The 9,249-nt window shown below is 41.6% G+C and carries 9 protein-coding genes; 2 read left to right on the top strand and 7 right to left on the bottom strand.

Annotated features, from left to right (window positions below; all coding sequences use genetic code 11):
• Positions 1 to 1,132: hypothetical protein (locus H6S82_RS08955; RefSeq protein WP_206756855.1), on the top strand; the 1,132-nt coding region annotated here is incomplete at its 5' end.
• Positions 1,133 to 1,263: 131 nt separating this feature from the next.
• Positions 1,264 to 1,977: a hypothetical protein gene (locus H6S82_RS08950; protein WP_190463792.1), complete on the top strand. Its 714-nt coding sequence runs from the start codon at positions 1,264 to 1,266 to the stop codon at positions 1,975 to 1,977.
• 106 nt (positions 1,978 to 2,083) lie between these two features.
• On the opposite strand, the gene H6S82_RS08945 is transcribed toward H6S82_RS08950, so the two are convergent.
• The 7 genes from H6S82_RS08945 to H6S82_RS08920 form a co-directional block, all read right to left on the bottom strand.
• Positions 2,084 to 4,858: a DEAD/DEAH box helicase gene (locus H6S82_RS08945; RefSeq protein WP_191056156.1), complete on the bottom strand. Its 2,775-nt coding sequence runs from the start codon at positions 4,856 to 4,858 to the stop codon at positions 2,084 to 2,086.
• Between the two features lie 251 nt (positions 4,859 to 5,109).
• Positions 5,110 to 5,238, bottom strand: a complete 129-nt coding sequence (locus H6S82_RS33925) for a hypothetical protein (protein ID WP_277926392.1) — start codon at positions 5,236 to 5,238, stop codon at positions 5,110 to 5,112.
• A gap of 61 nt (positions 5,239 to 5,299) precedes the next feature.
• On the bottom strand, positions 5,300 to 6,562 hold the full coding sequence (gene iscB, locus H6S82_RS08940) for an RNA-guided endonuclease IscB (RefSeq protein WP_242056874.1): 1,263 nt from the start codon (positions 6,560 to 6,562) through the stop codon (positions 5,300 to 5,302).
• Between the two features lie 97 nt (positions 6,563 to 6,659).
• Complete coding sequence (ltrA, locus tag H6S82_RS08935) at positions 6,660 to 8,372, bottom strand: group II intron reverse transcriptase/maturase (RefSeq protein WP_190463789.1); 1,713 nt, start codon at positions 8,370 to 8,372, stop codon at positions 6,660 to 6,662.
• A gap of 220 nt (positions 8,373 to 8,592) precedes the next feature.
• Positions 8,593 to 8,784, bottom strand: a complete 192-nt coding sequence (locus tag H6S82_RS08930) for a hypothetical protein (protein ID WP_190463788.1) — start codon at positions 8,782 to 8,784, stop codon at positions 8,593 to 8,595.
• Entirely contained in the window at positions 8,781 to 8,924 is a 144-nt protein-coding gene (locus H6S82_RS08925; RefSeq protein WP_190463787.1) for a hypothetical protein, read from the bottom strand. The genes H6S82_RS08930 and H6S82_RS08925 overlap by 4 nt, the downstream gene beginning before the upstream one ends.
• Positions 8,902 to 9,213 carry a single-stranded DNA-binding protein gene (locus H6S82_RS08920; protein ID WP_190463786.1) on the bottom strand — a complete coding sequence of 104 codons (312 nt, stop codon included), beginning with the start codon at positions 9,211 to 9,213 and terminating at the stop codon, positions 8,902 to 8,904. The genes H6S82_RS08925 and H6S82_RS08920 overlap by 23 nt, the downstream gene beginning before the upstream one ends.
• Positions 9,214 to 9,249: the final 36 nt, after the last annotated feature.

Genomic DNA, 9,249 nt, shown 5'->3' with positions numbered 1-9,249 from the left:
TACTCGACAGAATGATTCTTTAGCAGTAAGCGCAGTGCTTGAGCAACTTCTGCAATGGGCCAATACCAGCGAAAAAATTGTACACCTTATCCAGGCAATTTACGAAAGTGCATGGTTGGTTAATATTACTGAACTAGAAGTAACTATTGTATTAAAGCAGCAAGAACATTTCTTGGAGACTAACTCGGCTGTCAGTTTTGTAGGGTTACTCGGTAGCATTTTCTTTTGTAATCCAAAACAAATAAAGGATACAATAGAGACAATTTTTAATAAACTCCATTATAAGCAGTTATCCTATGGTGTAGAAGCATTGTTAGAGCCGTTAAGTTATGCAATGCGTTCAGTAACTCAAAATACAGAGCGAGAAGTCGAGCGTTCCTTAATGGACTGGATTTTAGATCAAGTTTTACGTTTACCTGACATTGACGATCTTAGTGGTACAAGTACTTGGCATATACAAGAATTTTTGAAAATGTTTGGTAAGCCAGATTTGCAATGGCTTGTCAGTGCTATAGAGAAACGGATTCAAATGTTTTCAAAGTCAGATAACTCCAGTATCAGAACGCTACCCAGTCGAGAACGGCTATCTCAATGGATTGTCCCCATTTCTCCAGACCAAGCTAACGATACCATAATACGAAATCTCGTTGCAAAGTTGCTGTCATACGCTGATTCTTCTCCCATGTTGGGGTATAGATTTCCTCAATATTTAGTTGATATCGATCCTACTGGAGCAATTACGGCTGATTTGGTTGTAGAAAAGCTTACAAATCCTAAAGTTAAAGGAAATTCGAGCGAAATTTGGCATTGGGCGAAATTTGCTGGCTATTATCCAGATGATTCCTCTGCTTGGCGCAAGATTGCCCATGAAGCTTGTTCCCTAGCAGTTCAATTTGACGAGCGCCACAAATATTCAATTTTCCACGCCTTAACTAATCCTGAGCCAAAAACTTGGATGGCAAATATAGGAGAAGTCCCTCCTATATTTGAAAAAGCAGTTGAGGCAGCAAAACAGAAGTTAGAAGCTGAAACCGATCCAGTTTTGATTCCATTTCGGCAATGGATGCTTCAATTAGCAGAAGCAGAATTAAATAGTGAAATTGAACGAGTTAAAGAAGAGATCGTGAAATGAGATCGGAAAATTTAAAAGAATGTCTGAGAAACAGGGCAATTGAGTTGCGACAGATAGTTACTACTTAAAATGGGACAACTTCATCATCCCTACATTCTGATTGTATAAATGAATTCAACCAATTTGACAAAATGGCTGACATATTAACTTCTACCTGTGAACTCATTGATGCTAGAGAATATGCGCGCCAATTACTAGATCAGTTACCATCAATTACGGATGCTAGTACGGATCTTGTTGACTATCATGGAATAACAATCCCTTTCAGCACTGCCCGATTATTAGGATTTCAGAGCTATCTTTCAACAACATGGGCTGTTTGTGATTCCATAATATCTGGGATTTCTTTATTATTGTTTAACAAAACGGTTGGTAAAGATCAAAAATCTCCTCCAAATCTATTAACTGTATGTGTGAAAGGTAATGCAGCCCATTACAATTCATTTTTTGTGCTTAAGAATTATGGTTGGCCTATTGCTGTCTCGTATGTTATCCGTAATCATTTTGTTCATGATGGCGCTTCACATTTTGGATATGATTTCTTTGCTGGTAGAGGAAAGGCAGACGAGTACCAAATTTCTTTAGCTTCGCAAGGAGGGTGGAGCTTTCTAGAAGATCAAATGAACCAAAAGCACAGGGATGTGAAAAAAGATTATACCCGTCTAACAGAGACGTGGCCTTGGCATCAAGATAACCTTCTAAAACTTTTAGAACTTTGTAATGATGAAATCGATGAAGCTGTGACTTGTTTAGTTGGGTGGTCTGTGGGAATGGCAACGTTACAAGCACGCTATCTTCTGGAAAGAGATTTTAGTCCAATCTTGTCACCTCCTACGTCTCCGTAACTCAATCTCTACTTGTGGGAAAAGCAAGGAACAAAAACTGTAGAGTAAAAAAATATAGCTTCTTCAATTTTAAGAAAAAGCTATATTTTTTACTAAAAACCTAAACTTACTCACCAACAGCTTCAAGCAGACTTAACCCAATCTGCTTATTCAAAGATTGATTATCTTGCAGACAGGAGTGCATATACAAACATTTCGGACAACCCGCTTCACAACTACAATTACGAGCTAACGCCGCTGCACTCCGAGCAAACTTGCCAAACTGATGAAATACAGCCTCGCTACATCCATTTCCATCAGCTACAGCATCGTAGAAATACCCCACAGTTTCCGACTGCTCAACCACCAAATAATTCAAATCCAAACTCGAACTCAAAATAACCAACGGTACTGCAAAAATGATTTGATGCCCGATGCTATGCAGTGCAATTGTAGCAGGCGAAGCTTCCCAAAGCGCTGCATATACAGGCGGTATCTCCGGCATTTCTCGCTGAATTTTAGTTTTAAGATGCTGAACTTCACGACAGATTACATTTGTAGCAACCGAATTTACCTCAACTTTCACCACAGGTGTTTTATACTGCGTGCAGTACGGTAATCTAAAATCCACTTCATCAACTACTGTTACCAATTCAATCCTTTTCAGCTTGCTTCCACAAGTTGGGCAGAATTTCCCCGATAAAGGTTGGTGATAGCTGCGGCAACTACTGCGCGTACAACTTAGTTCGTATTGTTTAACGCACAACTTGTACCCTGTCACCAATGTCTTAATTTCTCCCCAACCCAAACTTAACTTAAGTTCTGCACCAGGAATAGAAAGAGCAATAGTTTTTGGTTCAGCAAGAAGCTCAAGTTGTTTAACCTCTAAATCAGTTTCAGGAATGGTAAAAGTAGGAGAATTCGGGTCGATAGGAGTCAGAACGGCTCGACGTTCCTCAACCTCCAATTCAGTCGCTCTATATTTGACGATTTCACCATCGCCATTTTGAACGCTATAGATTGCACCGGGAAATACTTCCCGATAAGCAATATAAAGATTAGTTTCCTCAAACTCTTCACCAGTACTGCTATCGATTAACTTGACAGTAGATATAGCATTGCCGCGCAAATTGATTTCTCTATGAGGATAGCCTCGTCCCCATAACTGACCGTTTCGGCTGACATAGAGTTGATTTTGATCCATCAAAGCAGAAGCAATCGCACCCGCCTTCTCACCAAAATAATGGCTAAGTCGGTGCAACGGAATGCCACTTTCTACCGCTGCTGCCATCAAATGTTTACCCAGCAACACCGGATAATTAGCATTGAACTCACTAGATTCCGCCGCACCATGTAGTAACAGCTTGGGATTACCAGTGTAATAATTATCTAGAGGGCTTTGGGAGACTGGCAAGAAAATGACCAAACCCGGATTGTTCCCCCGACCCGCTCGACCGATTCGCTGGCGGAACGACATCAAAGAACCCGGCCACCCGCGCACTAGACACCAGTCCAGTGCAGGAATATCGATTCCCGCTTCCAACGAGCTAGTGGAGAGAATAGCTTTGATGCGACCTGCCTTTACCTGCGAGATGATATCCTGACGGCGATCGCTCTTAAGTGACCCGTAAAATATCGCCACCGCATCCGCCAAATGCGGACAACCCTGACGAGTTGCTTCCTGCTTGATGAGTGAGAGCAGATTCTTCACTGCCGATCGATTATTACAGAAACAAATGCCAGATAGGTTCTGTTGCAGCAGGTACAAAATCACCTTAGCAGCATCGGGATTGGCTGTAGTGCTGGGTTTGAGGCAAACTATCGTGCGTCCGGCACTTTTAGCCCCACTCTTGTCAACCAACTGTAACCGTTCTGGAGTAGCTTCCCGTCCCGAAAACCGCAGTGCTACTTGCACTGGATTACCAATGGTAGCTGATGAAAACACCCACTGTAAGCGGCTGGAATTCCCACCAACACTATCCACTGCCAAACGCAACCGCCGCATCAGGTTGGCAAAATTGGCAGCAAATCCAGCTTGATAAGTGTGGGATTCATCCACGACTACATAGCGCAACCGTCGCAAGAAAGTGCGAAAACCCTCACCATCTTTGGCTCGTACTGCATAAAGCTGATAATGTAATAAATCAGGGCTAATTCCGAGAATCTGGGGAGGTTCCGGTACGAACAGGCGCTTGCGTTCCAACACGGATATATCGCCAGTCATCACGCCAACTTTCACAGGGGTATCTTCAGGTAAGATAGCAACGAGCGATCGGAGTTTGTCAATTTGGTCAGTCGCTAACGCTTTAAGCGGATACAGATAAAGCGCAGTAGCATTACTGGTTAGACAGGATTCCAGAATCGGAATATTGAAGCACCAAGTTTTTCCACTCGCTGTCGGGGTCAAAATACAGATATCTTTTCCCTGACGCAATGCTTGTAACGATTCCAACTGATGCGAATAAATTTGCTCGATGCCAACAGCTTTTAAAGCATTAGAAAGTGCAATTGGTAAATCATCGGGTAAGGAATACAATTCACCATCAGAAGCCGGAATTGTTTCCGTATAAACGATATTTTCTGCTAATCCCAGCGCAATTTCTTCAAAGCCTGACCCCGACAGCGATCGCTCGTTACCATTAGATTTATTATTTCGAGCTTTAGCATTATCAGATGGCATCAATTCTTGAGATTCAATCGCTGATATCCAGTTCAAAGAAACTGGTTGAGGTTCTCTTTGAAAAATGGCAACTAATTGATTACCCATCGTTCCAATGACTTCTCCCAATCCATGCTGAGTCGAATAGATTTGGTTTCCGGGTGACAACCAAATTGGTGGATTGGGATAATCTTCGTTCACTTTAATCAGTGCGGCGTAGTTCGGGGCTGAATTAGAATTCATCAACAAAAACCCTAACTAAATGTTTCTCCCTCCTTACGCCGTCAGGCAGAAATATTACCTTTCATTCTTCACAAAAGCGCCAATTGTAAATGCTTATATTTTGGTGTTTTTTGTTTCAACCATTGCATTTGATACCCAATACCCAAGCCAGCGAGCGGTGCGCTAACAGTGTAAATGTAAAGTTTATCAGCTATAGATAGCAACTGTGGAATCACAAATTCTCGATAGCGTTTACCGCCAATAAATACAATTTAAGCACCTCTAGAATGCGCGATTTCTTCCATTTGTTCGCTTACCATCTTTGACCATTGACGGCGTTGACTAATAAATTTGCCTTTCAACGTTTCATCATAAGAAAAATAGCTGTTGGAGACTCTCACTATACGAATGTTAGTGATGAGAGGAAAGCAGCAGCATATAAACTACTTTCCTGTTTTAAACTTAAAACAAACTTAGTTGCTCGCCTTGAATTCCTTTGAAACGTTGAACTTGAGTATTTTGAGTTGGTGGTTTTGGCTGATTAATTTTTTGGCTCAAAACCTGACCAAAGCTATAGGCGTAGCCATCAGATTTATGTAATTGACGACAATACTTGTGACTAATCCCTTGGACAGTATCAGTTTTAGTTTTGATATTGAAATTACCAGTTTTACGAACTGCAATCCTACCAACATAAGTACCTACTTTTTTACCTTTACTAACAACAGCTTTGACGATATCGCCAGTCATAAAACCATAGAATGACTTTTGTCTGAGTTTAGGAGAAGTACGAGGAAAGCCATACTTATCTGGCTTGACCATTTGACGAGAACCACGCCCCATAGCCTTAATAATTAGTGGTTGATAACCCATGATATTTAGACTATTAGGAGTAGAAAGCCCTACACAAGCCGCATCCGTCCAATGAGTTTTGCTAATGTTTAAACGTTGCCGATTATATTTGGTTAATCCACCAGAACCTAGCTCAACAGGTAAACCAATAGATTCGAGAATGTCCTTTAATTTCCATCGAGTAGCATTGACGGCAGCGGCATCAGCTAATGGTTGCTTGCGTTGCTTATCAATCTTGGTAAGAATATCTAAGCGATCGCTTAGAAACTCAGCAGGCAATTTATCTCCTTTAGCCTGATTACATTCAACACAAGATAAGACCAAATTACTAACTCGATCGCTACCACCCTTTGACTTTGGATGAAAATGGTCTAAGTTAAAAGGCTTGTTGGTAACACCACAATAAACGCACGTATGGTTAAACTTCTCAAGTAAATATTGTCTAACCTCATAACCCCAAATTTCGCCACGTTGATACTCAACCCCATTAATTTCAGGATTTACCATTTTTTGAGTATCAAATTTAACCAATTCTAAGCTAATAGCTTTAATTGGCGCAAGTTTACACAAACGATTTACCCAAGTTTGGATGTTGTAAACGCGAGACATTAAACTAGGTGGCAACCAACCATCTTTACGACGACGATTAAGGAATCTTGGCTTACGATATCTAGTCTTGCGTTGACGACGACTTCTACGTATTTGTCTTCTGCTAGTCAAAGAATCTCTGATAGTGAAACCACGATGCTCTAGTTCAGCCGCCCAAACAATATTTTTATCTGAGACTAGGGCTAAACCAGTAAACTTTGCACCAGGATCAATTTTAATTCTTAAAGGTTTTAGGTTATCGTTATCATTTTGAACCTCCTTCAAGTCGGGTAAGGAGGCATGAATCGCTCCATCCTCCTCCCCAACGAACCGGACGTGACACTTTCGCATCATCCGGCTCTGGCATTCTTGGACTTTGAGGTTATTTAGTACCATGAACCTTTTGGTGACAGATTTGATGAAGGTGTATGAGATTGTCGATATCATCAGTGCCTCCGTCTGTCACTTTGGTTAGGTGGTGCGTGTGGATTTTTTCTCCGTTCAGCAAGTAGTCCCCGCACTCTGGGCATCTCCATTGCTGGAATTGCGCCACTTTGTAGAGCTTCGAGCCTTTTGCCCATACACTACTACCCAGTTTTGTTTGACGTTTATTCCAGTAATCTACTTGGGTTGGGTCATCTGGACTATTGATGCCTTCAATCTTTGTGTGTCTCAGGATTGGAATGTCACTTGCGTCTAAGAGATAAAGTCTCTTTCTTTTTCCTGTTCTATCCTTGGTGTCGGCAAAGAATGTCCAGTGGTCGTTTCTAAGTACGGTAAAGTATTTGTTCTTTACCCATTTGAGATGTTTCCGGTGGTGTCGTCTCTTACACCATTGCCATAGCATTTGAACAATTCTATGGTTGAATGTAGCGAGTATTTCCTTACTGGAACAGTGCCTGTAATAGTTTGCCCATCCTCTAATTATTGGGTTGAGATGATTGATGACTTCTTCCGGTTTTACCGTTTTATGTCTTTTAAGCCATCCTCTGATTTCTCTGAGTTTGGTAATCATCTTTTCCTTTTGAGGTTTGCAGAGCGTCGTTCCGTCTGAGTAGCTTCGGATTGTAAAACCAAGAAAGTTGAACCCATCTCGCTTATTTACGATGCTGGTTTTTTCTTCATTTAGCTCTAGTCCTCGCTTTTTCAGCCATTCCTTTATTTCAGGCAGAACTGCTTCCAAGTCTTCCTTTGTTTCGGCTGTGACAAGGAAATCATCGGCATACCTGATGTACCCAAATTTAGGATAATACCTGTTTGTGTAATAGGTTTTGCCTTTGTATTCCTTACTCTTACTCTGTTTGACTTTCTGGTGATTAGATAATACTTCTCCTTCCAGTCCGTCTAGGGCGATGTTAGCCAGAAGTGGGCTAATTATTCCGCCTTGGGGAGTGCCTGTTTCTGTTGGGTTAAACTTGTTAGCATCCACGTAACCTGCTTTTAGCCACTGTTTGATTAGTTCTTTGCTAGGAATTTCTCCAATAGCATTGAGTATGTATTCGTGGCTAATGTGGTCAAAAGCTCCTTTGATATCTGCGTCTAGAATCCATTCATCGCCTCCCTTTCGTAGTCGGGCATGAACTTGTTCCATTGCATCGTGGCAGCTTCGCCCTGGTCTAAAGCCATAACTATTTGCTTCAAATCTGGCTTCCCAACTTGGTTCCAGAGCGTTTTTGACCACGGCTTGCATCACTCTATCCTTAACTGTTGGTATTCCCAGTGGGCGTTTTTTTCCATTTGATTTTGGAATGTATATCCTTTTAGCAGGTTTTGCTTTCCAAGGGGACAGTTTCAGGATTTCATTTATCAGTTGGATTCTCATTTGAGGGCTGAGGGCAAGTTGGTTATCCACTCCTGCTGTTTTCTTCCCTTGATTGAGTTGAGTGACCCTTCTGACTGCAAGTAGCAAGTTTGATTTGCTTTTTAGCATGAGTTTTGTAAGGCTTCTTACCTTATTCCACTCTTTCCTCTGAGTCGCACGATAAATTCTTCGTCTCAGATTTCTCACTACCTTTGTAGCAGTTTTCCATTTTAGGTCTGTCCACTTTTCGGGTAGTACCTCTGCTCCGATTTCGTTGCCGATTCTATCTTTCACAGATGTTGGATTTCAGATGCGTTGATTTATCGTTGAACACCTGCCAGAATTTGGCTTCCTTTCGGTTGGGGCAAATTTTGAACCCCTATCCAGGGCGTTACCCCCAGCTTTCGCTTTTTCTGGCATCCTTTACCCTGATAACGTAGTCAATTAAGACTTAGGCGGGTCAACTATGGACTTGTTTTCAAGCCCCCACTATAATCTAGGATTTAGTGGCGGGTCATTGACTTCTGTAACTGATTGCACCGCAATCAATTAATAATGGTGCTTGGGGAACTACTTGCGGGCGTCTGGCTAAAGAAACAACCCAACCAGATGGTTTTAGATATTGTTCCAGAAAATCCCAAACTGGAAGATTTTTCTCAATATTTATACGGTCGTCTTTTCCGACGTTTGCAAAAAATTTACTCACGGCAGTAGTATGTGGATTGTTTCCACGCTACTGCCGTGAGGCATCATGATTAACAAGCTATCAGCTATCAGCGCTGTCAATAAGGTGACGGCTGATGGCTGATAGCTGACTGCTATTTCAAACAGCGAAAATACGCTCAACTACCAATTCGGCTTTTTTCTCTTTAAAGCCTTCTGGACGTTCAATGCTATGAGTTGAAAGTCGTCCGGTAATGATACATTGCTGACCGATTTGTAAGTTGAATAATTGGTCAGCTAATCGTTCACCCCATGCTACTACTTTAATTGGGGATGGGGATGAAGGATTTTCTTTGTCATTGTGATGAGGGCTGTAAAATTCGCCAACTGTTTGCCCGATTTTATCACCATTAGCAGTATAGCGCAATTCTGGTTGTTGGCTGATGCTAATTGCTAAAGTGCAGTTGTTCATGTCTTAAACCTCTGGTATTCTCGATATTCTGTTAGT

The sequence above is a fragment of the Planktothrix sp. FACHB-1355 genome, assembly GCF_014748295.1.
GTDB lineage: Bacteria > Cyanobacteriota > Cyanobacteriia > Cyanobacteriales > Aerosakkonemataceae > Aerosakkonema > Aerosakkonema funiforme_A.
Note: the sequence above shows the minus strand (reverse complement) of the source record. Positions and strands in the feature narration are given on the sequence as shown.